The following is a 24,702-nucleotide window of genomic DNA, read 5'->3' as shown; positions in this document are numbered from 1 at the left end:
CCCGTGGCCACTCTTCTCTACCGACTCGGTCGATTCTCGTATCGGCATCCGTGGCGTGTGCTCGTGGTGTGGTTTCTTCTCGTAGTGGGCACTCTGGGCGGCGGAATCGCTCTCGGCGGGCAAACCGAGGAGTCGTTCGAGATTCCGGGAACTGAGTCGCAAGTTGCGCTCGACCGGCTGGAAGCCGTCTTCCCCTCGGTGGCCGGGGCATCCGCCACCGCCGTGGTTGTCGCCGAAGAGGGATCGCGCATCGAGAGTTCCGAAGCCGTCATCGAACGCATTACAGCCGCCATCGATCGCATCGACGGCATAGATTCGGCCGTGAGCCCTTTCGATGAGTACGCCGGAAAAGCCATCTCGGACGACCACAGCATGGCGATCATCCGGGTGCAATTTGATGGGCCAGTTACCGACGTCACCGAAGCAACAGTTGAGGCGCTCGTGGATACCGCCGACATCGGTGAAGATTCCGGGCTGCGCGTCGAATATGGCGGGCTCGTGTTTCAAGACACCACCTTTGGCATCACCGTTACTGAAGTGGTCGGTGTCGTGTTCGCGGCTCTCGTGCTCGTGATTACCTTTGGGTCGTTGCTGGCGGCGGGGATGCCGCTGCTGAGCGCCCTGATCGGCGTTGGCATCGTGATGGGCCTCATCACGACTCTCTCCGCGTTCACGACGGTGTCGAGTTCTGCACCCCTGCTTGCCCTCATGATTGGGCTCGCCGTCGGCATCGACTACGCCCTCTTCATCGTGTCGCGCCATCGAGCCCAACTGGCGCACGGAGAAGAACCAGAGGAATCGGCCGCGATGGCCGTTGGCACCGCCGGAAGTGCGGTCGTATTTGCCGGCGTCACCGTGATTATTGCCCTGCTTGGCCTGCTCGTGGTCGGCATCCCCTTCTTGAGCGTGATGGGTATCGGTGCGGCGGTCGCGGTGTTCATCGCTATGGGAGTGGCCACAACGTTGCTGCCCGCGCTGCTGGGCTTTGCGGGCCCGCGGATGATCCCCAAGAGCGGATCGCGAGCGCAGCGTCGATTCACAGCATCCGCCGACGAGAGCAAGAGCATGGGCGCCCGCTGGGTGCGCGGCGTCACGAAATACCCATGGTTGGCGGCGATTGCCGTCGTGGCCATTTTGGGTACCCTTGCGATTCCCGCCGCCAGCCTGCAGCTGAGCCTGCCAGACGGCGGTTCGGAGCCGACCGGCTCGACTCAGCGCGAAGCCTTCGACCTTGTCACCGAAGGCTTCGGCCCCGGCTATAACGGGCCGCTCGTTGTTGCCCTCGACATCACTCAGACCATCGATATTCAGGATGACCTCGAATCGATCGCAGCAGACCTCGAGAAGCTCGACGATGTCGACTTCGTATCGCAAGGTTTTCCCGATGAGGGGCTCGACACCGCGATCATCCAAGTGACGCCATCAAGCGCGCCGGACTCCGCGGAGACCAAAGCGTTGGTGCAGACCATTCGGGATCTAGCTCCGGAGCTTGAACGTCAGTACGACATTCAGAGCTTCGTGACGGGAACCACCGCAATCGGTATCGACATCTCGAACCGACTGAGTAATGCGCTGGTCCCGTTTGGGCTCATTGTGGTCGGACTCTCGGTTGTGCTTCTCATGATGGTCTTCCGCTCCGTGTTGGTGCCGCTCAAGGCCGCCGCCGGATTCTTGCTCTCTGTCGTGGCCTCGTTCGGTGTCGTCGTCGCGGTGTTCCAGTGGGGCTGGTTCGCCGACGTGATCGGTGTTGAGAATCCCGGCCCCATCCTGAGCTTCATGCCCATCCTGCTCATGGCGGTCCTGTTCGGGCTCGCGATGGACTACGAAGTGTTCCTCGTGTCGGGAATGCGCGAGGAGTACGTGAAAACTCGCGACGCGATGGGCTCAGTTCGTCACGGTTTTGCGAGCAGCGCCCGCGTGGTCACCGCCGCCGCGCTCATCATGTTCTTCGTCTTCTTCGCCTTCGTGCCGGAAGGCAGCGGAACCATCAAGCCCATCGCCCTCGGGCTCGCTGTGGGAATCGCCTTCGATGCCTTCCTCGTGCGCATGACCCTTGTGCCCGCCCTGATGGCGCTGTTCGGCAACGCCGCGTGGTGGCTGCCCGCCTGGCTCAACAAGCTCCTTCCCGACGTGGATATCGAAGGGGAGCAGCTGCGTGAGCACCGCCACGAGCTCGAATGGGCATCCACTCAAACTGAACTCGGTATGAGCGCCGAGTACCTCGTCGCCGGTGACGACCGCCAGCGGCTCGGCCCTATCTCGCTTGCTGTGCCACGCGGTTCTCTCGTCATCGCGTCAGGAGACCGCCACGACCGGCGCATCATGGGTGCAACCCTTTCTGGCATCCTGCCGCCCCTCTCCGGAATGGTGCAGGTTGCCGGTTATCCGCTTCCCTCTCATGCCGACCAGGTGAATAAGAGGGTTGCGCTCGCCGAGGTGGCAGGGACGCCCTATAGCGAAGACGCCGCCTCTCTGGGGGCAACTCTGCGCGAGCGTCTCGAAATGACACAACGCTGGCAGGATACCCCTCGCACTGCGGCGAAAGTGCGCGACTGGATCGCGCGTGTAAACGACGTTCTTGGTGACGTCACCGCTCGTCGCACCGTTCGGGTAACTGCTGAGACCAACGTCAACGCCTTACCGCAACTCGAGCGATCAGTAGCGCTCGCGGCAGTGGGGCTCTCCGAGGGCACCGAGATTGTGTTCTTCGACCGCTTCGATCAATTTGCGGAAGCAGAAGATGAAGCGGCGTTCTTGACCGCGGTAACGCGCCTTGCTGACGCGAGCACCACCCTCCTCTTCGGAACCGGCAGACCCGTTACCCTCGCCAGCTCGATTGACCGCGGAGAACGCAACGTGATCGTTGTCGACCTTTATCTGCTTGCACCGGAAGGACTCCTTCGATGAGCACCTCACAGACTCCAACAATGCCCCGCCAGCGGTGGTTGACCGTCATCGGTTTCGCCGCCGTCGCCCTGCTACCACTCGCCTTCACTGGGCTGTTCGTGGCCGCGGCGGGAGACGGAGACAACGCGATCGACAACATCCCTGTCGCTCTCGTGAACAATGACGAACTGCAAACAACGACGACCACCGATGGCGACGAACAGATTGTCTTTGCCGGTCGCCAACTGGTCACCGAGCTCACCGGTGCCGACGGTTTCGAGTGGACAATTACGAACTCTGACGACGCAAAGGATGCTCTTGCCCGTGGAGACGTCTACGCGATCCTCACCGTGCCCGCCGAGTTCTCTGAATCGATCCTGTCGCTGTCGACAGAGGACCCCACTCAGGCACAGATATCGATCCACACCGACGACTCCCACAGTTATCTCACCGGATCTGTGGCCCAGGTCGTTGGCCAATCCATGACAGATACCTTCGGTCGCGCGATTACATCGCAATACATCGATGGCATTTATGCCAGCGTCGGCGAGCTGGGGGGAGCACTTGCCGAGGCTGCTGACGGAGCAACCGAACTTTCGGATGGTGCCAGCGACTTCTCACGCGGCCTCGGCAGCTATACGGCAGGGGTCGACTCGCTCTCGTCGGGTCTCGCAGACCTCAACTATGGGGCGGGCAATCTCTCGGGTCTGACCACCGGCGTTAGCGACTACACCTCGGGGGTCTCGCAGCTCGCCTCCACCCTCGCGGCGATCAACCCCGCTATTCAGGCGCAACTCACCGACCCACAACTCAAGGGCACGCTTCAAGCCGTTGTCGACGGGCTCAACGAGGCGGCCGCAGGCGGGGGAACCCTGAGAACCCAGACCGCGGATGCCGTTGGCGGCATCCAATACGGAATCTCTCAGAGCGCTGCGGGGGCTTCCGATCTCTCCGACGGATCTGGCACACTCACCGAGGGAGCCGAAGGCCTAGCTTCGGGTGCCGGCGACCTCGCAACCGGGTTGAGCGAGGGTGCAGCTCTCGTTCCGAGCGCCGATGAGACTACTGACACGACGACCAATGCTGATATCGCTGCCGAGCCGATCACGCTCTCTGTCACCACCGACAACGAGGTAACCGAACCGGCCCAGGCAATCGCGACCTTCTTCATCCCCTTGGGTCTGTGGTTGGGAGCGCTTGCGGTGTTCCTGGTGTTGAGCCTGCCCTCGTATCGCTCGCTGTCGTCGACGGCCCGCGACGGCCGAATCGTTGCTTCAACGCTGATTCGGGCATCCATCGTGACGGTTATTCAGGCGGTACTGCTCGTGTTGCTTCTGCATGTGGTGGTGGGAGTCGATTGGGCTTTGGCGCCGGCAACGGCTGGCTTCGCACTTCTGATGGCGCTCTCGTTCGCTGCTTTCCACTACTTCTTGATCGCGGCGCTCGGCAAGGGAGGGCTCGTGATCTCTCTGTTCCTGCTGGCGATTCAATTGGTATCGACGGGTGGGGTGTATCCGATTGAGGCCCTGGCCGCGCCGTTCCAGGCGGTGAGCCCGTTCCTGCCGCTGACTTATGCGGTTGAGGGAATGTACTCGATTCTTTCGGGGGGAAGCGCGCAATCTGCGGTAGCGGCGGCGTTCGCGTTACTCGCTTTGGGGGTGGTCAGCGTTGCGCTGTCAGTGCTCTCGGTGAAGCGGATACGAAAATCGACCGCGACAGGAGCGATCCTGTCGGCGGCCGATTCTCGAGCGCTCTAGCGAGAGAGCAAAGGCTGCATTCGCGTGGTGACTAGCTGAAGAGACCCTCACGAATGGTGTCGCGTAGCTCAACGAGCTCGGGGTAGTCCTCGAAGAAGCGAAGCTTCTGCTCGACGATGCTGTCGCCGGCAGGAAGGTCGTCAGCGAGTACCCACTCGGCGAATACCTCGGCAGCTTCCTGGTGTGGGCGCACGCACCCGCGGAGCCGTGGGCAAGAAGGAGCCTAGCGGGGGCCGACATCCGGTCCGCGGCGGAACATGTCTCGGTTTTGTCACAAGAAAGAATTGGTTCGGAAACGTCATCTCCAGCCACTCTCCAAGCCTCGCTGGTAACGTAACTACATGATGGAAGCCAAGAATGATACTTCCCCGTCCGAGTACGACTTCGTTGTCGTTTCGAACCGACTTCCAGTGGATTGCACTGTTGAAGAGGATGGGTCACTGAGCTGGAAGCGTTCTCCAGGTGGTCTCGTTACGGCTCTCGAGCCGATGATGCAGAAGGCCGACGGCGCCTGGGTGGGGTGGGCTGGTCGCCCCGATCTTGAGATCGAACCGTTCCATCAAGACGGCATCCAGATCATTCCCGTGCCTCTGAGCTCCCAAGATATTGAGGAGTATTACGAGGGCTTTAGCAACGACACTCTGTGGCCGCTTTACCACGACGTGATTGCGCCACCGGCCTACCACCGCGAGTGGTGGGATGACTACGTAACGGTCAATAAGCGATTTGCGGATGCCGCAGCAGCCATCAGCGCCGAGGGTGCTGTCGTGTGGGTGCAGGACTACCAACTCCAACTCGTGCCGCGCATGCTGCGCGAGATGCGCCCCGATCTGACCATTGGTTTCTTCAATCACATCCCGTTCCCGCCCTACGGGATCTTTGCGCAGCTTCCGTGGCGTACTCAGATCATTGAGGGCATGCTCGGAGCCGACGTCGTCGGTTTTCAGCGCTCCGCTGACGCTTCGAATTTCTCGTCAGCCGTTCGCCGTCTCACGAATCATCCGACCAAGAATCCGGCGATTGAGGTCACGATTGAGGGGCAGCCGACTCGTCGGGTCGTAGCGAAAGCCTTCCCGATTTCGATCGACTCTCGCAGTTTTGAACAACTGGCGCGCGACCCCGCGATTCAGCAACGTGCTCGCGACATTCGCAAGGGGCTCGGTAACCCGAAGACGGTGATGTTCGGTGTTGACCGTCTCGACTACACCAAGGGCATCCGTCACCGTCTGAAGGCCTATGGCGAACTGTTGCGCGATGGCTCGATCGAGGTGGGCGATGTTGCGCTCATTCAAGTCGCGAGCCCGAGTCGTGAACGCGTTGAGGCCTACATGCACCTGCGCGACGAGATTGAGCTGACCGTTGGCCGCATCAACGGTGAATTCAGCACGCTGAGCCATGCACCCATCAACTATTTGCATCAGGGTTTCCCTCGCGAAGAGATGGTTGCGCTGTATCTCGCCGCAGACGTGCTGCTCGTGACGGCGCTTCGTGATGGCATGAACCTGGTGGCCAAGGAGTACGTGGCAGCCAGGTTTGATAACGATGGTGTGCTCATTCTGAGCGAATTTGCGGGAGCGTCAGAGGAGCTTCGCAAGGCACTCCTTGTTAATCCGCACGACATCGACGGTTTGAAAGACGCGATGATGAAGGCCATCACTATGCCCAAGGCTGATCGAGCACTGCGGATGCGTTCCATGCGCAAGCGTGTGCTTGAACACGATGTGGAGCGCTGGTCGAATGCGTTCTTGAAGAACTTGGCGGCGACGCGCTCTGATCGTCACCGCCGCATTGCCCCACTCGAAATGGCCGAAGAGGTCGAGTGGACCATCGAACGAAAGCGAGTGAAACGCCCGTGAACTACTCGACTGCCTCCGAAATAGAGGCGGCCATTGACCAACTCGTTTCGGCGCAAACGCTCCTGATTGCTCTCGACTTTGACGGCACTTTGGCACCAGAAGTCGATGACCCGCTGGATTCACGCGCCATCCCGGCTGCCCAAGAGCAGCTGGTGCGGATGCTCGACCTCGCCGACACCCGCTTGGCTCTCGTGTCTGGTCGCGCGCTCGACAGCCTCGAGCACGTCGCGCATCTGGGCGATCGCGTGCTGTTCGGTGGCTCGCACGGGTTGGAGTACCGCCTCGACGAGGGCGACTCGCACTTGCCGATGAGCGCAGAGAACACGGCCGCTCTTGAGCGCCTTGATGCGCTTACGCACGAGTTGGCCGATAGCGCTGAGGGTGCGTGGGTGGAAATCAAACCAGCCGGGCGGGCTCTACACGTTCGGATGACGTCGGCAGAAGACGCGGAACGGCTCACGGCCGAGTCGGTGGCGCGGGTCGAAGCAGAGATCCCGGGCCTCACCACGCGCTTCGGCAAGAACATCATCGAGTTTGCTATCCACGATGCCAACAAGGGCGATGCCATTACGCGCCTGCGGGACTACGTGGGGGCGGATGCCGTCTTCTTTGCCGGTGATGACACGACTGACGAGGATGCGCTGGTGGTTCTCGGGCCAGATGACCTCGGAGTGCGCGTCGGCGATGCGCCATCCGTTGCCAGGCTGCGGGTGGCCGGAACAGCCGAAATCGCACAACTTTTGGCTGTATTGGCCGACAAGCGTCACGCCGTGGTATCGGCGCGCGCAAACTGATGTAGCGGTACGCCCTAAACTCGAAGCATGTCTGAGAGTGATTCGATCGATATCAAACCACGTTCCCGCACAGTCACCGACGGGATTGAAGCCACTACATCGCGCGGAATGCTTCGCGCTGTCGGCATGGGTGATGCCGACTGGGATAAGCCCCAAATTGGTATTGCAAGCTCGTGGAACGAGATCACGCCGTGCAACCTCTCGCTCGACCGTCTTGCTCAGGGTGCCAAGGAAGGCGTTCATGCTGCAGGGGGATACCCACTGCAGTTCGGCACGATCAGTGTCTCTGACGGCATCTCGATGGGCCACGAGGGAATGCACTTCTCGCTCGTGAGCCGCGAGGTCATTGCTGACTCCGTTGAGGTAGTCATGGAGGCCGAGCGCCTGGATGGCTCTGTCACGCTCGCGGGTTGCGATAAGTCGCTGCCCGGAATGCTGATGGCTGCGGCACGCCTCAACCTCGCGTCCGTCTTCCTGTACGCCGGCTCGATCGCTCCGGGCTGGGTCAAGCTCAGCGACGGCACCGAAAAAGACATCACGATCATTGACTCCTTTGAGGCCGTCGGCGCCGTGAAAGCGGGCCGGATGAGCGAGGCTGACGCCAAGCGCATCGAGTGTGCCTTCGCTCCTGGCGAGGGTGCTTGTGGCGGTATGTACACCGCCAACACGATGGCGAGCGTCGCGGAAGCGCTGGGAATGAGCCTTCCCGGCTCGGCAAGCCCCGCATCCGCCGACCGTCGTCGCGACTACTTTGCGCACCGTTCGGGCGAAGCCGTCGTCAACCTGCTGCGCAAGGGCATCACCTCGCGCGACATCATGACGAAGAAGGCTTTCGAGAACGCGATCACCGTGGCGATGGCTCTCGGTGGCTCGACCAACGTTGTGCTGCACATTCTGGCGATCGCCAGCGAAGCTGAAGTTGAGCTCACGCTCGACGACTTCAACCGCATCGGCGACAAGGTTCCGCACCTTGCTGACCTCAAGCCATTCGGCCAGTACGTCATGAACGATGTCGACCGTCACGGCGGACTCCCCGTTCTCATGAAGGCGCTGCTCGAAGCAGGCCTCATCCACGGTGATGCGCTCACCGTGACGGGCAAGACCGTTGCCGAGAACCTCGCCGAGATGGATATTGACCCTCTAGATGGCAAGGTTTTGCGCACTCTGGACAACCCCATCCACCCCACCGGTGGCCTCACGATCCTCAAGGGTTCGTTGGCTCCCGAGGGCGCTGTTGTGAAGACCGCCGGCTTCGACCTCTCTGAGTTTGAGGGCCCTGCACGGGTCTTCGAACGCGAGCGTGAAGCTCTGGATGCTCTCACCGCCGGCACGATCGAGGCTGGCTCGGTAGTCGTCATCCGCTATGAAGGTCCCAAGGGTGGACCGGGTATGCGCGAGATGCTCGCGATCACTGCGGCCATTAAGGGCGCTGGACTCGGCAAAGATGTACTACTCTTGACGGACGGGCGATTCTCAGGCGGCACAACCGGGCTGTGCATCGGCCACATAGCTCCCGAAGCAGTAGACGCAGGTCCTATTGCCTTCGTGCGCGATGGTGATCTGATACGGGTCAATATCGCAGCTCGCTCGCTCGACTTACTTGTTGACTCAGCTGAGCTCGAAGCCCGCCGAAAAGGCTGGGCCCCACTCCCTCCGCGTTACACGCGAGGCGTTCTCGCCAAGTATTCGAAACTTGTGCAGTCCGCCGCTCGCGGTGCGGTCACCAGTTAGCGCCAGCTCACCATTCACATAAAAGGATTCACACATGTCCTCTGAACCCGCACCGCGGCCGAAGAGCACGACACCGGACATCTTGACCGGTTCAGGTGCCATTCTGCGCAGTCTGGAAAAGCTGGGCGTGAAAGACGTTTTCGGCTTGCCCGGCGGCGCCATCATGCCCTTCTACGACGAACTCATGGCATCAACCGCCATTCGTCACATCTTGGTTCGCCACGAGCAGGGTGCTGGTCACGCTGCTGAGGGCTACGCCTCGTCATCCGGAAAGCTCGGCGTCTGCATTGCGACGTCGGGTCCGGGAGCGACGAACCTCGTGACGGCGATTGCGGATGCCCACATGGACTCCGTGCCAATGCTCGCGATCACCGGTCAGGTGTTTTCGACCTCGATGGGAACCGACGCTTTTCAAGAGGTCGACATCTCGGGAATCACGATGCCGATCACGAAGCACTCGTTCCTCGTCACGAAGCCGGAAGACATTCCGGCAACCATCGCGGCGGCGTACCACATTGCGACAACGGGCCGCCCTGGTCCGGTGCTCGTTGATGTTACGAAAGACTGCCAGCAGGCATCCGCCCCCTTCATTTGGCCGCCGAAGGTTGACCTGCCCGGCTACCGCCCGGTTATGAAGGCGCACGGCAAGCAGGTTCAGGCCGCAGCGCAGATGCTGGCCGAGGCCGAGCGCCCCGTGTTCTATGTCGGTGGCGGCGTTGTTCGCTCCGGCGCTTCTGCAGAGCTGCTCGAGCTGGCAACCCTCGTGGGGGCGCCCATCGTGACCACTTTGATGGCTCGCGGTGCGTTCCCCGACTCCAACGAATTGAACCTCGGGATGCCGGGAATGCACGGCTCTGTGCCCGCTGTTCTCGCCATCCAAGAGTCCGATCTCCTTATCTCGCTCGGCGCTCGTTTCGACGACCGCGTCACGGGCAAGCCGAGTGAGTTCGCGCCTCTCGCGAAGGTTATTCACGTTGATATCGACCCGGCGGAGATCGGCAAGATTCGCGCGGCCGAGGTTCCTATCGTTGGCGATGCAAAAGACGTCATCATCGACCTCACGGCAGCGTTTACTGACGCGAGCGTGTCGACGAAGCCTGACTACACCGCGTGGTGGGAGCGACTCAACTCGCTTCGCAACCAGTTCCCGCTTGGGTTCACCGAACCTGATGACGGTCTGCTGTCGCCGCAATATGTGATCCAGCGCATCGGTGAAATCACCGGGCCGGAAGGCATTTTTGCGGCTGGCGTTGGCCAGCACCAGATGTGGTCTGCACAGTTCATCAAGCATGAACGCCCCAACTCGTGGCTCAACTCTGGTGGTGCCGGAACGATGGGTTACGGCGTGCCCGCTGCCATGGGCGCGAAGGTAGCGAACCCCGGTCGTCCCGTGTGGGCCATTGATGGCGATGGATGCTTCCAGATGACCAACCAGGAGCTTGCTACCTGCACGATCAATAAGATTCCGATCAAGGTCGCGATCATCAACAACTCGAGCCTCGGCATGGTTCGTCAGTGGCAGACGCTGTTCTATGACGGACGCCACTCGTTCACCGACCTCAATACCGGGCACGACACGGTGATGATTCCGGACTTCGTGAAGCTGGCGGATGCCTACGGGTGCCTCGCTATCCGTGTCACGAAGAAGGAAGAAATCGACGCAGCCATCCAACTCGCGCTCGACACGAACGATCGCCCCGTGGTGATCGACTTCGTCGTCAGTCGTGACGCGATGGTGTGGCCGATGGTGCCGCAGGGCGTTGGAAACTCAAGCGTGCAATATGCCCGCGATCATGCCCCCGAGTGGGAAGAGGAGTAGAGCGATGGGTCACGTACTTTCCCTGCTGGTAGAAGACAAACCAGGTCTGCTCACTCGCGTCGCTGGGCTTTTTGCCCGTCGCGGGTTCAACATCCAGTCGCTGGCTGTTGGCTCGAGCGAAATCGAAGGACTCTCGCGCATCACCGTTGTGGTGGATGTCGACGAGCTTCCCCTCGAGCAAGTCACGAAGCAGCTCAACAAGCTCATCAACGTGATCAAGATCGTGGAACTCGACCCTGACCAGTCGGTTACCCGCGAGCACTTGCTCATCAAGGTGCGTGTAGACAACACGACGCGCTCACAAATTCTCGAAGCGGTAAACCTGTTCCGTGCCCGTGTGGTCGATGTCGCATCCGATGCGCTCATCATCGAAACCACGGGGGACTCGGGCAAAATTCAAGCATTCCTCCGAGTGCTCGAGCCCTACGGGATCAAAGAAATTGCTCAGAGTGGACTGCTGGCCATGGGCCGCGGTTCGAAGAGCATCACCGACCGAGTTTTCAAGAACTAACAGAACAACAACAAAGGAGAATCACTACTGTGACCGAGATCTTTTACGACAAAGACGCTGACCTCGCCCTCATCCAGAGCAAGAAGGTCGCCGTTATTGGTTATGGCTCGCAGGGCCACGCCCACGCGCTGAACCTGCGCGACTCAGGCGTTCAGGTCAAGATTGGCCTCAAGGAGGGCTCGAAGAGCATCCAGAAGGCAACCGACGCCGGCTTTGACGTGCTCACCAGCGCCGAAGCAGCCAAGTGGGCTGACGTTGTTGTCATCCTCGCTCCCGACCAGCACCAGCGTGGCCTCTACGCCGCCGACATCAAGGACAACCTTGTTGCGGGCGACACCCTCGTCTTCGGACACGGCTTCAACATCCGTTTCGGTTACATCGACGCTCCTGCTGACGTCGACGTCATCCTCGTAGCTCCCAAGGGACCGGGTCACACCGTTCGCCGCGAGTACGAAGCAGGCCGTGGCGTTCCCGTCATCGTTGCTGTGGAGAACGACGCCACCGGTACCGCGTGGGACATGGCCTGGTCGTACTCCAAGGCAATCGGTGGACTTCGCGCCGGTGGCATCAAGACCACATTCACCGAAGAGACTGAGACCGACCTGTTCGGTGAGCAGGCTGTTCTTTGTGGTGGAACCTCGCAGCTCGTTCAGTACGGCTTCGAAACCCTCATCGAGGCTGGCTACCAGCCGCAAATCGCCTACTTCGAGGTACTTCACGAGCTCAAGCTCATCGTTGACCTCATGTGGGAGGGCGGCATCGCTAAGCAGCGTTGGAGCGTTTCTGACACCGCTGAATACGGCGACTACGTTTCGGGCCCCCGCGTCATCGACGAGTCGGTCAAGGAAAACATGAAGGCTGTTCTCGCAGATATTCAGTCGGGTGCCTTCGCAGACCGCTTCATCAAGGACCAGGATGCTGGCGGAGCCGAGTTCCTCGCCCTGCGTGAAAAGGGCCAGAACCACCCCATCGAAGCAACCGGCAAGGAGCTTCGTGCTCTCTTCGCTTGGAAGCAGCAAGACTCCGACTACACCGACGGTTCAGCTGCACGCTAACTTTCGCTAGTCACACCACCGGCCGTTCCGCATTCGCGGGGCGGCCGTTGGCCGTTAACGCTGCGAACTGCCGATGGCGGAGTTTGTCGCCGGGACCAGCAGCGTAACTAAGCGGGTGGCAGCGTCGTGCCGTGGTCGGGCCAGCGCAGGGTCGGCTCGGCCTTGGGGGCGGGGCCGGGAGTGCCTGTTCCGACCCAGATGACGGTCGCGAGCAGTTGTTCCAAGCGGGAACCAATGAACGCGGCCGCAACGAGGGGCGCGTACAGCGCACCCAAATAGGTCGACGCAAGAACGAGATCCGCGTTCTTGCCCCACACCAACGCCAGTGCAGCGGGGGCAGCTGCGAGCAGCAACCAGAGCGGCTGAAAGAGAACGCCAAGAGCTACCGCCGCGATGAGCGCCAGAATGCCCAGCGCGAGTTGCGCGACGATGAGCCAGCCGAGCACACCGCCATGGTGAACGTAGCGTTCGATGCCGACTGCAGCCCACATGACGCGGGCACGCAATTGGTGAACCCCGCTATCAGCGAGGGCTACCCTGAACGTTTCATCAGCTACCCGACGGAGCGCGAGACGGTCGTCGGTGGGAGCGAGCCGGGTTTGGTGCGTGAGGTGGTCGTGCAGAATCGCGGCGAGGGTTTGCTTGCCGTAGCTAGCAATAAGCCCCCAGAGAAACGGCGGCACGGAGGCGAAGTCTGTGCTGTTGCCTTCCGTGGGTGGCAGAGCGGGGTCGTGTGCAGGCACTTCGATAACGCCGCCGCCGGGGCGAGGGTCTTGCCAACAAAACGGCTCCGCGACCTGAAAATCGCGATCCAGTCGGTAGATCAGAGGCAGGCTGCGCAGTTCATTCCCGTGGCAATCGGTGAACGGCATGCTGAACTCCTCTGTCGGACTGGCGTCTGCAGACTAGTCTGTCGGAGTGACGACGAATGTGCAGCGCAAGTTCCCCCGATCCCGCGACTTCGCCTTCGTTGGCGGCCCGCCGAAAGTGCTGCGGCTTGTCGGCGCGCTGCGGCTCATTGCGGCGGCGCTGGTTCTCGCAAGTATCGCCACCCAGGTGATCGACGAGTCGATTCACAATGACTTCGTGGCGGTGGAGTACTTCAGCTACTTCACGATCCAGTCGAGCCTGATCAACGTCGTGATTCTTGCGCTGAGCGGGCTGGTGGCTGTGCGCCGCCAAAGCGAGTCGAACCTGTTGGGCGTGCTTCGGGCATCCGTCGTCTCGTATGCGGTCGTCACCGCCGTTGTCTACAACGTGCTGCTGCGCGGGCTACCCGACGAAGGCTATGTGGGCATTCAGTGGCCCAACGAAGTCATTCACGTGTGGGTGCCGCTGTTCTTACTGCTCGACTGGTTGTTCTCGCCGTCACGACCAGTGTTGCGGATGCGCGACGTGCGCATTGTGGTCATCTACCCGATTGCGTGGTTGGCCTTCACGATCGTGCGCGGGTTGCTCGATGGCTGGTTTCCGTACCCCTTCTTGGAGCCCAATGGCCCCGACGGCTGGGGTGGAGTGCTCGTCTACGTGCTCGGAATCGCCGCGTTTATCATCGCGATCGCGGTGGGGCTGATTGCGATCAGTCGGGCTCGGTGGGCGCACTGGGCGATCAGTGATCGCGTCACTGCGTCAAACCGGTAGCCCAGAGCGTTAGCTAGTGGGCCACTCGTCAACCGGGGAGTAGGCGAAGAGGTGGCGGTAGTCCGCGAGTTCAGTAATAGGTGCCGCGTCGGGGGCGCGCTCGAACGGCACTTCGCAAAATTCGCCAGAGAGAGCATCGTAGTTCGTGGCCCGGTTGAGTAGCGTCGTGCCAACCTGAGCCGCAATCTTGATCGCTTCGCTCGTGACGATTGATGCGACGACGCTCACGGCGCCAGGGAAGATGCCATGCATCACGTTGGTGTCCACCGTCGCGGTCTCGGGCGGCAGCGGGTAGAGGTCGCGGAAGCCCGCGCCTCGAGCCGGCCACGAGACTCCGGCCTGGGCCCAGAATTCGCAGGCGACACCCCACACCAGCGGAATTCCGGTGATCTCGGCGGCATCCGCTGCAAGGTAGTGGGTCGCGTAGTTGTCGCTGCCGTCGACCACGAGGTCGTACTCGGCAAAAAGCTCGAGAGCGTTGTGCGGAGTCAACTTGGCATCGATCGCAATAACGGTTGTCGCAGGGCTGAGATCAGCCACCCGCTCAACAGCAGACACAACTTTTTTGTAGCCGACATCCAAGAGCCGGTGGATGTGTTGGCGGTGCAAATTGCTGAGCTCAACACGGTCATCATCAATGACGCCAACGGTGCCGACGCCGGCCGCAGCGAGCGACGGAATGACCGTGCTGCCGACGCCACCCGCGCCAATCACGAGCACGCGAGAGCGCGCCAAATTCTTTTGCGCCGTCTCGCCAAAGTGGGTTAGCGCGAGCTGGCGGCTAAACCGCTGATCCATAGTGTGATTGTTCCACCGGGAGGGTGAGATTCGGATGAGAAACCGTCGTGGGCGACTTGTTTAGCCGCGAACTGGGGGTTCTGGGAGCGTGCACTCTGCCCTGTTCGGGGTGGTTATGGGCCCGGTGCTAACCCGGATTCCGCTCGGTGCAGGTGCAGGTGCAGGTGCGAGGGCAGCGCTAGCCGAGTGGCAGCGACGACGACGGCAAGAAGTTGAGATTCACGCCGTTGCCCTGCAACACGAGGCTGCCACCGGTGGGGATGGCTGTTGTCGTAGCGGCGAGCGCAGCGAAGTAGCGCGACTCGAAGTCCATGAGCGCAGTGTCGGTGCAGGCACGTTTAGTCGAAGCGATGGGGCCAACGGTGAGGTCACTCGGTTCGCCGGTGAACGTGGCGTTGTAGTTGTTGCAGGCCGATTCGCCGGCGATTTCGATGCCGGCGATGGTGAGGGTCACTGTCACCGCCTCGTCGAGGGTCAGGGCGCCCGAGGGGTCGCTGCCGTCTGCATAGATCCAGGTGCCGTCGATGCCTTCGATGGGAATCGCGTCTCCCGGAGTTTCTTCGACTCCGAGCCCGGGACTGCTGTCGATCGGCGGTTCGTCAGAGCCGACCGGCGTCGCGGGGCCGGCGCACGCGGTGAGAGCGAGCAGGCCAGCAGCGAGCAGCGGGGTGAGCTTTGCGAGAGCTGATTGTGTGGGCATTATTTCCTCCTACCTAGGTAGACGAAGGGCTGTGCGGTTTCGTTGGGGCAGACCCAAAACTTTTACAGCGCAGCCAGCACGACTAACACGATCAGCACCAGTTGACCGGCGAATCGTGGCCAGAACGGTAGGGCTGCTTTTCCAAAGCGATCAGGGTCTTTGGCCGCGTACGCATTGGCCGGGAACACGGCAACCAGAAACAGTACAAGCGCGATCCCGGCGATGAATCGCACCGGTTCCCACAAAAGCCCCAGACCGCCAGCGATCTCACAGAGTCCGGTGATGGTCACGAGCGCGCTGGGGGAGGGCATCCATTTCTGGCGCAGAGCTGGTGGGATCATGGCCCGCATCGTGCGCGCCGGGGCGGCCACAAAGTGGCTAACGCCCATCGCGATAAAAGCCAGCGCGAGGACAATTCGCAACGCCCACTGGGCGATCTCAACGGCATCCATGATGGCTCTATCGTCGCACTGAGTTGTCACATGGCAACGGGGGCTTCCCGTCGCCGCTAAAGTTGCAGTAGTTGTCTACTCAAGCAGCCTTCGTTGTGTTAGCGCGAAGTCCCCGCGAATTGAAGGATCAGATCTGTGGCTAAGCCGATCGTTGTGATCGCCGAAGAACTTTCCCCCGCAACAGTTGACGCCCTCGGGCCCGACTTTGAGATTCGAAACGTTGACGGCACTGACCGTGACGCGTTGAAGTCTGCGCTCTCTGACGCGCAGGCCGTTCTCATCCGTTCAGCAACCCAAATGGATGCCGATGCTCTCGCTGCCGCGCCTGGCCTGAAGGTCATCGCGCGCGCCGGTGTTGGCCTCGACAACGTGGACATCAAGGCGGCTACCGCTGCTGGTGTCATGGTTGTGAACGCCCCTACTTCCAACATCATCTCGGCTGCCGAGCTGACCGTCGGGCACATTCTGAGCCTCGCGCGTCACATTCCGGCTGCCTCCAGCGCTCTCGCGCAGGGGCAGTGGAAGCGCTCGCAGTACTCGGGTACCGAACTCTTTGAGAAGACGATCGGCATCATCGGCCTCGGCCGTATCGGTGGTCTCATCACCGAGCGAATGCAGGCCTTCGGCACCAGCATCATCGCGTATGACCCCTACGTCACGGCCGCTCGCGCGCAGCAGATGGGCGTCACGCTCGTCTCGCTCGACGAGCTGCTTGAGCGTTCGGACTTCATCACCATCCACATGCCCAAGACTCCTGAGACCACGGGCATGATCTCGACTGAGCAGTTTGCTCGCATGAAGTCGAGCGCGTACATCGTGAACGTGGCCCGTGGTGGCCTCATCGACGAAGACGCTCTCTACACGGCACTCAAGTCGCGTCGCATTGCCGGCGCCGGTCTTGACGTGTTCGTCAGCGAGCCGCCCACAGGGTCGCCGCTGTTGTCGCTCGAGAACGTCATTGTCACCCCTCACCTGGGTGCTTCGACTTCTGAAGCGCAAGAGAAAGCTGGCGTTTCGGTAGCCAAGTCGGTTCGACTCGCCCTCGGTGGCGAGCTGGTGCCTGACGCAGTGAACGTTGCTGGTGGCGTTATCGACCAGAGCGTGCGCCCCGGCATCCCGCTCATGGAAAAGCTTGGCCAGGTCTTCTCTGGTCTTTCCGACAGCCCGCTCACCAGTGTCGATATTGAGGTTCGCGGCGAGATCGTCGAGTTCGATGTCAACGTACTCAAGCTTGCTGCTCTCAAGGGCATCTTCACGAACGTTGTCTCCGAGACGGTCAGCTACGTCAACGCTCCGGTTCTTGCCGAGCAGCGTGGCCTCACGGTTCGTTTGATTACGGATGTCGTGAGCTCCGAATACCGCAACCTGCTGACCATTCGTGGTTCGCTTGCTGACGGCTCGCAGGTTTCTGTTTCGGGAACCCTGGTCGGAAACAAGCAGCTCGAGAAGATCGTCGAGATCAATGGCTACGACATCGAAGTTCCGCTCGCGGATCACCTCATCGTCATGATGTACGAAGACCGCACCGGAATCGTTGCTGTCTTCGGTAAGGAATTCGGCGAGGCCAACATCAACATCGCGGGCATGCAGATTGCGCGCGAAAGCGAAGGCGGCAACGCCCTCTCCGTGCTCACCGTTGACTCGCAGGCATCCGCTGATGTTCTCGCTACCGTGGCCGAGCGCATTGACGCTCGCTACGTGCACGCGATCGACATCGTCGACGCTTAGTCACTTCGTTCGCGCCCTCGTGGCGTGAGCACAACAAAAGGCGCGCCCCGACTTTAGGGACGCGCCTTTTGTGTGTGTTGAACGTGGTGGTCGTTAGATGGTTTCGTCGGGGGTTGTGGTGGTGCGGCGCTCGCTGACCGAGCCATTCGCGCCGTCTGTTCCGTTGTGCACGGTGGTAACAGAGGTGCGCTTACGCATCATTAGTACAAGCCCGATGATGAAAGTTACAGCTCCCGCTGCCATCAGGATGTAGCCGATGAGGTCAATGTTGACGCCTTCGACTTGGAAATCGAGCGCGAAAGTAAGAATCGCGCCGATCACGACAAGGACAATTCCGGTTCCAATACTCATGAGCCCAATTTTAGCGCGCCTGATCCAGCGCGCAATCAGGCTACGTTCAGGAAAGGCATAGCGAGCCCGCATCCGGCCCTCCAAAGCTGCTGCCTCGACGCCGCGAGTAGCCCCGCAGCGGTACTGTATTTACATGCCTTCTCAGATCAAGCTTGCAGTCATTCCCGGTGATGGTATTGGGCCAGAAGTTGTGGCCGAGGCCCTCAAGGTTCTGAAGGCAACCGGTGTGGATGTCGCACCCACCGAGTTTCCCTTTGGCGCCGCTCATTACCTTGAGTCGGGCACCATTCTTGAAGACTCCGACATTGCTGAGCTTGCGAAGCACGACGCGATTCTCCTGGGCGCTGTTGGGGGAGACCCGCGCGATCCTCGCCTCACGGGCGGCATCATCGAGCGCGGCCTGTTGCTGAAGCTGCGTTTTGCGCTTGATCACCACGTGAACCTCCGCCCAACCAAGATTTTCCCTGGCGTGACGTCACCGCTGGCTAACCCCGGCGAGGTTGACTTTGTTGTCGTGCGGGAGGGCACCGAGGGCCCCTACGTGGGCAATGGTGGGCGCATCCGCACCGGCACACCGCACGAGATTGCCACTGAGGTGTCGATCAATACGACGTTCGGTGTTGAGCGCGTTGTTCGGTTCGCTTTCGCGCAGGCGATGGGTCGCGACCGCAAGAAGGTCACGCTCGTGCACAAGACCAATGTGCTCGTGCACGCGGGTGGTTTGTGGCAGACAACGGTTGACCGGGTGGCGGCCGAGTTCCCCGAGGTTGAGGTCGATTACATGCATGTCGACGCGGCGACGATTTACCTGGTCACAAATCCGAGTAGATTTGACGTTATCGTCACCGACAACCTTTTCGGCGACATCCTCACAGACCTCGCAGCAGCCATCAGCGGCGGCATTGGTTTGGCCGCCTCCGGCAATCTAAACCCGAGCGGGGAATTCCCCTCCATGTTCGAGCCGGTTCATGGCTCAGCGCCCGACATTGCGGGCAAACAACTCGCTGATCCGACGGCGGCAATCCTGTCGATTGCATTGCTGCTGTCACAGTTCGGCGAATCGGATGCCGCGGCCCGCGTCACTGCGGCCGTTGAAGCCGATCTCAGCACCCGTGGCGACACCGCACGGTCCACTTCTGAGATTGGCAGTGCAATTGCCGACGCTGTAGCGCAGAATTAACCCACCGCCATTATGGCTGTACGTCATTAAGGACATTTGATGAAGAATCTGCTGGCTGATCGCCCCCTCACTTTCATGGTGAAGAAGAACCAAGAACCTCGCTCGGTCGAAGAGCGCGACGCGATTCTGGCTAACCCCGGCTTCGGCGTGAACTTCACCGACCACATGGTCGACGTGTGTTGGTCAGAGATGGGCGGGTGGCACCGTCCGCGCGTGCAGCCGTATGGCCCCATCCAGCTCGACCCTTCTGCAGCGGTGTTGCACTACGGTCAAGAGATTTTCGAAGGCCTTAAGGCATTCCGGCACGAAGACGGTTCCATTTGGTCGTTCCGCCCCGAGGCGAACGGTGCTCGCTTGCAGCGTTCCGCGCGCCGCATGGCGCTGCCCGAACTGCCTATTCCCGCCTTCATCGACTCGCTCAAGCAGCTCATCGCGGTTGATGCTGACTGGGTGCCGAGCGCTCCAGAGACGAGCCTTTACTTGCGCCCCTTCATGTTCGCGAAAGAGGCATTCCTCGGAGTGCGCGCGGCCAAGAAGGTCAACTACTACGTGATCGCGAGCCCAGCTGGCGCCTACTTCACCGGTGGCGTCGCTCCGGTGTCGATCTGGATTTCCACGAACTTCACGCGCGCAGGCAAAGGCGGTACGGGGGCGGCCAAGACGGGCGGCAACTACGCCTCGTCGCTCATCGCGCAGCAAGAAGCTGCAGATCAGGGCTGCGCCCAGGTTTTGTTCTTGGATGCCGAAGAGGGCAAGTACATCGAAGAGCTCGGTGGCATGAACGTTGTTCTCGTCAAGAAAGACGGAACCCTCGTTACGCCGCACTCCGAGTCAATTCTTGAGGGCATCACGCGTGACTCGGTGCTTCAGCTTGCCGAAGACCGCGGTCACAAGGTTGAGCGTCGCCGCGTCACTCTCGAAGAGTGGCGTGAGGGTGTGGCCTCGGGTGACATCACCGAGGTGTTCGCGTGTGGCACCGCCGCAGTGATCACCCCTATTGCTCTGCTCAAGGGTGACGGTATTGAGATTGGGTCGGCGGATGCTCCTGCCGGCGAACTGACGATGTCGCTGCGCGAAGAGCTCACCGATATCCAATATGGCCGTCGCGAAGACAAGCACGGCTGGATGATGAGGCTTGACGCATGAAGGTAGCTCGGTTCAGTGCTGGCACGGGAGCCCGCTACGGGATCATCGATGGCGACGACATTGTGGTGCTGACGGGTGACCCGATGTTCAACGGTTTCGAGACCACCGATGAGCGTTTGCCGCTCGCGGACATCAAGCTGCTGGCACCGGTCATCCCGCGCTCGAAGGTGGTGGCGTTCGGTCGCAACTATGCCGAGCACGCGAAGGAACTCGGCAACGAGGTTCCGGATGCTCCCATGATGTTCATCAAGCCGAACACGTCTGTTGTCGGCCCCGGCGATGCGATCATGTTGCCGCCGCAGTCGGACGAGGTCGCGTTCGAGGGAGAGCTTGCCGTCATCATCGGCAGCATTGCCAAGAACGTTGCTGAAGCCGATGTCGACAGTGTGATCTTCGGCTACACGATTGCCAACGACGTCACGGCTCGCGACCTGCAGAAGTCTGATGGCCAGTGGTCACGCGCCAAGGGCTTCGACACGTTTTGCCCGCTTGGGCCGGTAGTTGAGACTGAGTTCGAGGTGGGCTCGCAGAGCATCCGCACCACGGTGAATGGTGACCTCAAGCAAGACGGCACCGTCGACCAGATGATTCATTCTGTTGCTGCGCAGATCGTCTACGCTTCGGCCGCATTCACGCTGTTGCCCGGTGACATTATTCTCACGGGCACGCCTGCCGGTGTTGGCCCGCTCGTGCACGGCGACACTGTCGACATCACGATCGAGGGCATCGGCACGCTAAGCAACCCGGTTCGTTCTATCGCCAAGTAGGCGCAGCCGCAGAACCGCCTGCAGAGGGCGGTTCTGCGGCTTAGAATGGTGGCAATGTCTGCGCCATTTTCTACTGCAACCGCTTCCGACGTTCGCGTTCGGTTTTGTCCGTCACCTACCGGTACGCCCCACGTTGGGCTGATCCGCACTGCCCTGTTCAACTGGGCTTATGCGCGTCACACCGGCGGCAAGATGGTGTTCCGTATTGAAGATACGGATGCCGCTCGCGACAGCGAAGAGAGCTATCTGCAGCTTCTCGACGCCATGCGCTGGTTGGGTCTTGACTGGGATGAAGGCGTCGAGACGGGTGGGCCGAATGAGCCGTACCGTCAGTCGCAGCGCACCGACATTTACCTTGAGGTCATCGAGAAGTTGAAGGCTTCTGGTCACCTCTACGAGTCTTTCGCGACGGGTGAAGAGATCGAGGCCCGCAACGTGGCCAACGGTCGCGACCCCAAGCAGGGCTACGACAACTTCGAGCGCGACCTCACTGCTGAGCAGATCGCGGCATTCAAAGAAGAGGGTCGCAAGCCGGCTTTGCGTTTGCGCGTGCCCGACTCTGACCTCAGCTTTGATGACCTGGTTCGTGGCGACATCACGTTCCCCGCTGGTTCGTTCTCTGACTTCGTTGTGGTGCGCCCGAACGGTGCTCCGCTGTACACGTTCGTGAACCCGGTGGATGACGCGCTCATGGGCATCACGCACGTGCTGCGCGGTGAAGACCTGCTCTCGAGCACACCTCGCCAGATCGCCCTCTACACGGCACTCATCGAGATCGGGCTCACCGACGCCATCCCGCGCTTCGGTCACCTTCCTTACGTGATGGGTGAGGGCAACAAGAAGCTCTCCAAGCGCGACCCCGAGTCGAACCTGTTCTTGCACCGCGACCGCGGTTTCATCCCCGAGGGGCTCATCAACTACCTCTCGCTGCTGGGCTGGTCGCTTGCTCCTGACCGCGACGTGTTCTCGATCGACGAGCTCATCGCCGCCTTCGACGTGGAGAACGTGAACCCGAACCCGGCCCGTTTCGACGTGAAGAAGGCAGAGTCGCTGAATGGCGACCACATCCGTCTGCTTTCGGCGGAAGAGTTCGCCGGCCGTCTCGTGCCGTACCTCGTTGCCGCTGACGTCATTTCGGCTGAGCCGACCGAGGCTGAGCTCGCGACACTAGCTGCTGCCGCACCTCTCGTGCAGGAGCGCATGCAGCTGCTGGGCGATGCTCCCGCACTGTTGCAGTTCTTGTTCACGGCGGATGCCGATCTCACCGTCGACGCCGATGCGATGCCGAAGGCCGAAGGCCCCGAAGTTCTGGATGCCGCGATCGCCGTGCTGACTGATCTTGAGACGTGGACGCACGATGCCATCGAGGCCGCCCTGCGCGCCGAACTCATCGAGGTGAAAGAGATGAAGCCGCGCCTGGCTTTCGGACCCTTGCGTAGTGCGATCGCTGGTCGCCGCATCAGCCCGCCGCTCTTCGAGTCGATGGAACTGTTGGGCAAGGAATCGTCACTGGTTCGCCTGAAGGCGTTGCGCGCCCAGCTATGAGTGAGCAGTTCGACTGGGATGTTGTCATTGTCGGCGGCGGACCGGCCGGACTGAGTGCTGCCCTGAATCTGGCGCGGGCACGTCGTCGCACTCTCGTGCTCGACAGCAATCGCCCCCGCAATTCGGCGACGTTCCACTCTCACGGCTTTTTGAGCCGCGATGGTATTTCTCCTCTCGAGCTTCGCAAGATGGGCCGTGAGGAGCTTGAGCAGTATCCGAACGTGTCGTTCGAGCGCACGATTGTGGAGGGCATCGAGCCTCTGGTCGCTGCTGACCGTGCGGATGCCGCTAGCGCTCCTGAGGGCGCATCGGCGACCGTCGGCGCGGGCTTCACCGTGACGCATCGCGGGGGAGCGGTTACTACCCGCACCGTGCTGATCGCGACCGGGTTGCGCGAGGTGCTGCCGAAGTTGCCGACGCTGCGCGCGTTCTATGGCACAAGCATCCACTCGTGCATGGAGTGTGACGGCTACGAGTATGCGGATAAGCCGATAGCGCTAATCGGGCACACGGATGACCTGGCGGAGCGGGCGCTGCTGCTTTCGCAGTGGAGCCGCGACCTGATTGTCTTCACGCAGGGCGTTGGCCACGTCAGCGATGCTGATGAGGTGATGCTCGCCGAGCGTGGTGTTCGCGTGGATCGTCGTGAGGTGGCGGATGTCGCGGGCGACCGTGATGGCCTGAACGGCGTTGTGCTTGCCGACGGCGAGACGGTCGCGCGCGAGGCCGCGTTTGTGCGACCCGACTATGAGACGGCGCTCGACTTTGCGGCGGGCCTGCAGCTCGCACTCGACGCGGAGGGTCTGATTGTCGTGGACGCTGCCGGCCGCACCAGCACGGCGGGAGCCTATGCGATTGGTGACGCCACCCCGCCCGGCCCCCAGCAACTCATCGTTGCCGCGGGTGACGGCGCTGAGGTTGCCGCGGTTATCAACCGCGACTTGCTCTAAGGGTCACTTCGCCGCGCGGCCGCGCGTCAGCAACATGGTGACGAGGCACGCCGCGAACATCACGGCGGTGACGGGGGCCCAGACGGCTCGTTCGACGGCGCTTGGCGTGATGAGGTTCAGGATGACGCCCACACCCGCGTAGGCGGTGGTGATCCAGGCGAGCACGGCAATGAGCCGGCGTGGAGCGAATCTCAGGGGACCGCGTTCGGTGCGAGCCAGCATTGCTGCCGCCATGACGAGAACGAGGGCGGCAGAGACGCCCGCAAAGATGCGGCTCTGAACGGGGAGCGTGCCTTTGTTCGCCCCGCCTTGGGTGTATTCGCCGAGGGGTGCTCCGAGCACGACGGCGAGTTGGAAGAGCGCGACGAGGGTGAAGAGCACGGCAGCGATGGCGGCGCCGATGCGCGCAGCGCGGTGGATGGGGTTGGTGATCTTATTCATCGGGCGGGCTCCTTGTGGTCGGCGAGTTGGGCGCGAAGTTCATCGAGCCACGTGATCTCGGCGCGCGCGTGGGCTCGTCCTGATTCGAGCGTGGCGTATTGCAGCTGGATGGCGAGAGTGGTTTTCGAGGGTTTGTGGGGTGCGCTCGAGGCGAGAGCGTCGAGGGTGGTGAGGAGTTCTGCGGCAGCAGAGCGACGTTGGTCGAGCAGTTCGATAACGCCAGCGGTGCCGAGCGACGCGGCGAAGAACAGCCGCAGAAGAAAGGGTTCGCGGGAGTTGTCTGGTTCGAGGGGTGAGGCCAGCCACGTCTCCAGTGCTTCGCGGCCAGGTTCGAGCAGTGTGTACAAGCGGCGGTCGGGTCGGGTTGCCTGCTCGACGGTGGTGCTTTCAACGAGGCCGTCGGCTTCGGCGCGATGGAGGGTGCGGTAGAGCTGCGACTGATCGGCCGGCCAGAAGTGTGCGGCGGTTGTCGAGAATGCTTTGCCGAGTTCATAGCCCGTCATGGGCTGAATCGCGACGAAACCGAGCACAGCGTGGAGGAGGGACATGCTCCGAATATAGGACAAGTCCTATATGGCGTCAAGGAGTGAACCA

General features: G+C 61.4%; 23 protein-coding genes. 15 read left to right on the top strand and 8 right to left on the bottom strand.

Annotated features, from left to right (window positions below; translation table 11 throughout):
• Positions 1-3 precede the first annotated feature (3 nt).
• Entirely contained in the window at positions 4-2,907 is a 2,904-nt protein-coding gene (locus tag I6E81_RS04335; RefSeq protein ID WP_197106154.1) for an MMPL family transporter, read from the top strand.
• 20 nt (positions 2,908-2,927) lie between these two features.
• Positions 2,928-4,643, top strand: a complete 1,716-nt coding sequence (locus tag I6E81_RS04330) for a YhgE/Pip family protein (protein WP_231603858.1) — start codon at positions 2,928-2,930, stop codon at positions 4,641-4,643.
• 31 nt (positions 4,644-4,674) lie between these two features.
• Here the strand turns inward: I6E81_RS04330 and I6E81_RS04325 are convergent, their stop codons facing one another.
• The gene (locus I6E81_RS04325) at positions 4,675-4,836 is read right to left on the bottom strand and encodes a hypothetical protein (RefSeq protein WP_197106152.1); all 162 of its coding nucleotides are present in this window, start codon (positions 4,834-4,836) and stop codon (positions 4,675-4,677) included.
• A gap of 148 nt (positions 4,837-4,984) precedes the next feature.
• Here I6E81_RS04325 and otsA point away from each other — a divergent pair, with 148 nt between their 5' ends.
• Genes otsA through ilvC form a run of 6 tightly spaced genes read left to right on the top strand, consistent with a single transcriptional unit; the run spans position 4,985 to position 12,409 of the window.
• Positions 4,985-6,499: an alpha,alpha-trehalose-phosphate synthase (UDP-forming) gene (gene otsA, locus I6E81_RS04320; protein WP_197106151.1), complete on the top strand. Its 1,515-nt coding sequence runs from the start codon at positions 4,985-4,987 to the stop codon at positions 6,497-6,499.
• Positions 6,496-7,293 (top strand): trehalose-phosphatase, encoded by a 798-nt coding sequence (gene otsB, locus I6E81_RS04315; protein ID WP_307783823.1) that lies wholly within the window; start codon positions 6,496-6,498, stop codon positions 7,291-7,293. The genes otsA and otsB overlap by 4 nt, the downstream gene beginning before the upstream one ends.
• A 27-nt stretch (positions 7,294-7,320) precedes the next feature.
• The gene (gene ilvD, locus I6E81_RS04310) at positions 7,321-9,024 is read left to right on the top strand and encodes a dihydroxy-acid dehydratase (protein WP_197106149.1); all 1,704 of its coding nucleotides are present in this window, start codon (positions 7,321-7,323) and stop codon (positions 9,022-9,024) included.
• A gap of 34 nt (positions 9,025-9,058) precedes the next feature.
• Positions 9,059-10,843: an acetolactate synthase large subunit gene (locus I6E81_RS04305; protein ID WP_197106148.1), complete on the top strand. Its 1,785-nt coding sequence runs from the start codon at positions 9,059-9,061 to the stop codon at positions 10,841-10,843.
• A gap of 4 nt (positions 10,844-10,847) precedes the next feature.
• Positions 10,848-11,354 carry an acetolactate synthase small subunit gene (ilvN, locus tag I6E81_RS04300; protein ID WP_197106147.1) on the top strand — a complete coding sequence of 169 codons (507 nt, stop codon included), beginning with the start codon at positions 10,848-10,850 and terminating at the stop codon, positions 11,352-11,354.
• A gap of 29 nt (positions 11,355-11,383) precedes the next feature.
• Positions 11,384-12,409 (top strand): ketol-acid reductoisomerase, encoded by a 1,026-nt coding sequence (ilvC, locus tag I6E81_RS04295; protein WP_197106146.1) that lies wholly within the window; start codon positions 11,384-11,386, stop codon positions 12,407-12,409.
• A gap of 107 nt (positions 12,410-12,516) precedes the next feature.
• Here ilvC and I6E81_RS04290 read toward each other — a convergent pair whose 3' ends face one another.
• Positions 12,517-13,281: a DUF1353 domain-containing protein gene (locus I6E81_RS04290; RefSeq protein ID WP_197106145.1), complete on the bottom strand. Its 765-nt coding sequence runs from the start codon at positions 13,279-13,281 to the stop codon at positions 12,517-12,519.
• Positions 13,282-13,327: 46 nt separating this feature from the next.
• Here I6E81_RS04290 and I6E81_RS04285 point away from each other — a divergent pair, with 46 nt between their 5' ends.
• The gene (locus I6E81_RS04285) at positions 13,328-14,050 is read left to right on the top strand and encodes a Pr6Pr family membrane protein (protein WP_197106144.1); all 723 of its coding nucleotides are present in this window, start codon (positions 13,328-13,330) and stop codon (positions 14,048-14,050) included.
• Positions 14,051-14,059: 9 nt separating this feature from the next.
• Here I6E81_RS04285 and I6E81_RS04280 read toward each other — a convergent pair whose 3' ends face one another.
• From I6E81_RS04280 to I6E81_RS04270, 3 genes are all read right to left on the bottom strand, one after another.
• A complete protein-coding gene (locus I6E81_RS04280; protein WP_197106143.1) occupies positions 14,060-14,848 on the bottom strand; it encodes a HesA/MoeB/ThiF family protein in 789 nt (262 codons plus the stop codon).
• A gap of 178 nt (positions 14,849-15,026) precedes the next feature.
• Positions 15,027-15,548, bottom strand: a complete 522-nt coding sequence (locus tag I6E81_RS04275) for an META domain-containing protein (RefSeq protein ID WP_197106142.1) — start codon at positions 15,546-15,548, stop codon at positions 15,027-15,029.
• Positions 15,549-15,610: 62 nt separating this feature from the next.
• Positions 15,611-16,000: a DoxX family membrane protein gene (locus I6E81_RS04270; RefSeq protein WP_197106141.1), complete on the bottom strand. Its 390-nt coding sequence runs from the start codon at positions 15,998-16,000 to the stop codon at positions 15,611-15,613.
• Between the two features lie 135 nt (positions 16,001-16,135).
• On the opposite strand from I6E81_RS04270, the gene serA reads away from it, so the two are divergent.
• Positions 16,136-17,728: a phosphoglycerate dehydrogenase gene (gene serA, locus I6E81_RS04265; RefSeq protein ID WP_197106140.1), complete on the top strand. Its 1,593-nt coding sequence runs from the start codon at positions 16,136-16,138 to the stop codon at positions 17,726-17,728.
• 93 nt (positions 17,729-17,821) lie between these two features.
• On the opposite strand, the gene I6E81_RS04260 is transcribed toward serA, so the two are convergent.
• Complete coding sequence (locus I6E81_RS04260) at positions 17,822-18,079, bottom strand: DUF6458 family protein (RefSeq protein ID WP_197106139.1); 258 nt, start codon at positions 18,077-18,079, stop codon at positions 17,822-17,824.
• A gap of 133 nt (positions 18,080-18,212) precedes the next feature.
• Here I6E81_RS04260 and I6E81_RS04255 point away from each other — a divergent pair, with 133 nt between their 5' ends.
• From I6E81_RS04255 to I6E81_RS04235, 5 genes are read left to right on the top strand one after another with little or no spacing between them, the layout of a single operon-like run.
• Positions 18,213-19,259, top strand: a complete 1,047-nt coding sequence (locus I6E81_RS04255) for a 3-isopropylmalate dehydrogenase (protein ID WP_197106138.1) — start codon at positions 18,213-18,215, stop codon at positions 19,257-19,259.
• Between the two features lie 39 nt (positions 19,260-19,298).
• The gene (locus I6E81_RS04250; protein ID WP_197106137.1) at positions 19,299-20,405 is read left to right on the top strand and encodes a branched-chain amino acid aminotransferase; all 1,107 of its coding nucleotides are present in this window, start codon (positions 19,299-19,301) and stop codon (positions 20,403-20,405) included.
• On the top strand, positions 20,402-21,172 hold the full coding sequence (locus I6E81_RS04245; RefSeq protein ID WP_197106136.1) for a fumarylacetoacetate hydrolase family protein: 771 nt from the start codon (positions 20,402-20,404) through the stop codon (positions 21,170-21,172). The genes I6E81_RS04250 and I6E81_RS04245 overlap by 4 nt, the downstream gene beginning before the upstream one ends.
• 45 nt (positions 21,173-21,217) lie before the next feature.
• Positions 21,218-22,717, top strand: a complete 1,500-nt coding sequence (gltX, locus tag I6E81_RS04240; protein WP_197106135.1) for a glutamate--tRNA ligase — start codon at positions 21,218-21,220, stop codon at positions 22,715-22,717.
• Complete coding sequence (locus tag I6E81_RS04235; protein ID WP_197106134.1) at positions 22,714-23,667, top strand: NAD(P)/FAD-dependent oxidoreductase; 954 nt, start codon at positions 22,714-22,716, stop codon at positions 23,665-23,667. Before gltX ends, I6E81_RS04235 begins: the two co-directional genes overlap by 4 nt.
• A 3-nt stretch (positions 23,668-23,670) precedes the next feature.
• Here I6E81_RS04235 and I6E81_RS04230 read toward each other — a convergent pair whose 3' ends face one another.
• Positions 23,671-24,108 carry a hypothetical protein gene (locus I6E81_RS04230; RefSeq protein ID WP_197106133.1) on the bottom strand — a complete coding sequence of 146 codons (438 nt, stop codon included), beginning with the start codon at positions 24,106-24,108 and terminating at the stop codon, positions 23,671-23,673.
• Positions 24,105-24,656, bottom strand: coding sequence for a PadR family transcriptional regulator (locus I6E81_RS04225; protein ID WP_197106132.1), 552 nt, complete (start codon positions 24,654-24,656; stop codon positions 24,105-24,107). The genes I6E81_RS04230 and I6E81_RS04225 overlap by 4 nt, the downstream gene beginning before the upstream one ends.
• Positions 24,657-24,702 lie beyond the last annotated feature (46 nt).

Origin of the sequence: Salinibacterium sp. NG22 (genome assembly GCF_015864925.1) — a bacterium.
In the GTDB taxonomy this organism is placed as follows: Bacteria; Actinomycetota; Actinomycetes; order Actinomycetales; family Microbacteriaceae; genus Rhodoglobus.
Note: the sequence above shows the minus strand (reverse complement) of the source record. Positions and strands in the feature narration are given on the sequence as shown.

What these genes read in the sequence shown, in the direction of transcription:
- I6E81_RS04235 (WP_197106134.1), top strand. Translation starts at nt 22,714, where the DNA reads ATGAGTGAGCAGTTCGACTGGGATGTTGTCATTGTCGGCGGCGGACCG.
- ilvD (WP_197106149.1), top strand. Translation starts at nt 7,321, where the DNA reads ATGTCTGAGAGTGATTCGATCGATATCAAACCACGTTCCCGCACAGTC.
- I6E81_RS04290 (WP_197106145.1), bottom strand. Translation starts at nt 13,281, where the DNA reads ATGCCGTTCACCGATTGCCACGGGAATGAACTGCGCAGCCTGCCTCTG.
- I6E81_RS04225 (WP_197106132.1), bottom strand. Translation starts at nt 24,656, where the DNA reads ATGTCCCTCCTCCACGCTGTGCTCGGTTTCGTCGCGATTCAGCCCATG.
- I6E81_RS04245 (WP_197106136.1), top strand. Translation starts at nt 20,402, where the DNA reads ATGAAGGTAGCTCGGTTCAGTGCTGGCACGGGAGCCCGCTACGGGATC.
- otsA (WP_197106151.1), top strand. Translation starts at nt 4,985, where the DNA reads ATGATGGAAGCCAAGAATGATACTTCCCCGTCCGAGTACGACTTCGTT.
- ilvN (WP_197106147.1), top strand. Translation starts at nt 10,848, where the DNA reads ATGGGTCACGTACTTTCCCTGCTGGTAGAAGACAAACCAGGTCTGCTC.
- I6E81_RS04230 (WP_197106133.1), bottom strand. Translation starts at nt 24,108, where the DNA reads ATGAATAAGATCACCAACCCCATCCACCGCGCTGCGCGCATCGGCGCC.
- gltX (WP_197106135.1), top strand. Translation starts at nt 21,218, where the DNA reads ATGGTGGCAATGTCTGCGCCATTTTCTACTGCAACCGCTTCCGACGTT.
- I6E81_RS04270 (WP_197106141.1), bottom strand. Translation starts at nt 16,000, where the DNA reads ATGGATGCCGTTGAGATCGCCCAGTGGGCGTTGCGAATTGTCCTCGCG.
- I6E81_RS04260 (WP_197106139.1), bottom strand. Translation starts at nt 18,079, where the DNA reads ATGAGTATTGGAACCGGAATTGTCCTTGTCGTGATCGGCGCGATTCTT.
- I6E81_RS04275 (WP_197106142.1), bottom strand. Translation starts at nt 15,548, where the DNA reads ATGCCCACACAATCAGCTCTCGCAAAGCTCACCCCGCTGCTCGCTGCT.
- I6E81_RS04280 (WP_197106143.1), bottom strand. Translation starts at nt 14,848, where the DNA reads ATGGATCAGCGGTTTAGCCGCCAGCTCGCGCTAACCCACTTTGGCGAG.
- I6E81_RS04330 (WP_231603858.1), top strand. Translation starts at nt 2,928, where the DNA reads ATGCCCCGCCAGCGGTGGTTGACCGTCATCGGTTTCGCCGCCGTCGCC.
- I6E81_RS04305 (WP_197106148.1), top strand. Translation starts at nt 9,059, where the DNA reads ATGTCCTCTGAACCCGCACCGCGGCCGAAGAGCACGACACCGGACATC.
- I6E81_RS04250 (WP_197106137.1), top strand. Translation starts at nt 19,299, where the DNA reads ATGAAGAATCTGCTGGCTGATCGCCCCCTCACTTTCATGGTGAAGAAG.
- I6E81_RS04255 (WP_197106138.1), top strand. Translation starts at nt 18,213, where the DNA reads ATGCCTTCTCAGATCAAGCTTGCAGTCATTCCCGGTGATGGTATTGGG.